The following is a 1,396-nucleotide window of genomic DNA, read 5'->3' as shown; positions in this document are numbered from 1 at the left end:
GCACAGGATTGCCGAATAGGCCTTCGACACGTCTTCGAGCGAGCCGATGATTTCAGGCGAATCCGCCATGCCGTTTCCTTCAGTCATGATCGTTGCGACCGCCACGACAGACGGTTCGCCGCAGCCGGTTCGGATTAGCCGAACCATTCCGGCCTGTCACCAGCTTTCGCCAGGCACGATTGGTTAGCGGTTGGTGAAGTGCTGACCCGGCAATAGAGCGATTTGCCAAACCCGGCCTTCAGCGTTTTGTGGAAAGCTGGCGTCGATCGAGAATCCGCCGGCGGGGGCCGCTCCAAGACATGCATGGACTTTGGCGTCAGTTCTGCCGCGACCAACGCGGCAACTATGCTCTTATGACGGTCGTCGCTATGGTTCCGCTGATGGGCGCCCTGGCAATGGCCGTCGACTTCACCGAGATGAGCCGCGAAAAACAGGCGGTTTCGAACGCGCTCGATGCCGCAAACTTCGCCACGGCGCGCCGGCTGACGGAGGGTGCCACCGACGACCAGTTGAGGGCCTATGCGCTCGACTTCTTCAATGCCAACCTCAACAAGATCAATCCCGCCAATACGACGCTCACCGTCACCTTGCCAAGCAACACCACCGGCGGCGGCTTGCTCAAGATGACCGCGCGGCTGGACTACAAGCCCTATTTCTATCCGGTCTTCGGCCAGCTCGTCGGCAAATCCGAAACCGACGCCAACCAGAGGATCAGCTTCAACATCACCTCGGAAGTGCGGCTGAAGAACACTCTTGAAGTCGCCCTGGTACTCGACAATTCCGGGTCGATGACCAAGACCGGAACGGGCTCGGGGCAAACGCGCATCGACCTTCTCAAGACCGCGGCAAAACAGCTGGTCGACACGCTGGCCCAGCAGGCGGCGATGATCAAGCAGGTCGACAGGCCGGTGCAGTTCGGCCTCGTGCCGTTTGCCGCCTCGGTCAATGTCGGGCCCGGCAACGGCAATGCGCCCTGGATGGATACCGAAGGATTGTCGCCGGTATCGAACGAGAATTTCGACTGGTCGACGCTGAACGCAGCCGACAAATACGCCCAGCAGACCAACGGCATCTGGTACAAGCGCGGCACCGGATGGGGAACCGACGAAGGCCAGATGCTGACCCGGTTTTCGCTCTATCGCGACATGAAGGTCGTCACCAACCATGAGCGTGTCGTCAACAGCAAGCGCGTGGTGTGCGACGAATACAACCCGAACAACACCTGCAAACGCGACCACGACGAATACGACTACATCGACACCTATGGCCCGTTCGCCAGTTGGCAGGGCTGCGTCGAGGCCAGGCCTTATCCCTACAATGTCAACGACGCGGCGCCTTCCGGCGGCTCGGCGAACACCGGCATAGGGGTCGGCGATCCGGCGACGATGTTTGTGCC

At 60.6% G+C, this 1,396-nt stretch carries 1 protein-coding gene; it reads left to right on the top strand.

Annotation, left to right across the window (positions count from 1 at the left end; all coding sequences use genetic code 11):
- Positions 1-299: 299 nt before the first annotated feature.
- Positions 300-1,396: TadE/TadG family type IV pilus assembly protein (locus EN994_RS31510; RefSeq protein ID WP_206530546.1), on the top strand; the 1,097-nt coding region annotated here is incomplete at its 3' end.

This window comes from Mesorhizobium sp. M7A.F.Ca.CA.002.09.1.1 (assembly GCF_003998555.1).
GTDB classification, from domain to species: Bacteria; Pseudomonadota; Alphaproteobacteria; order Rhizobiales; family Rhizobiaceae; genus Mesorhizobium; species Mesorhizobium ciceri.
The sequence above is the reverse complement of the archived record's forward strand: the minus strand, read 5'-3'. Positions and strand labels throughout refer to the sequence as shown.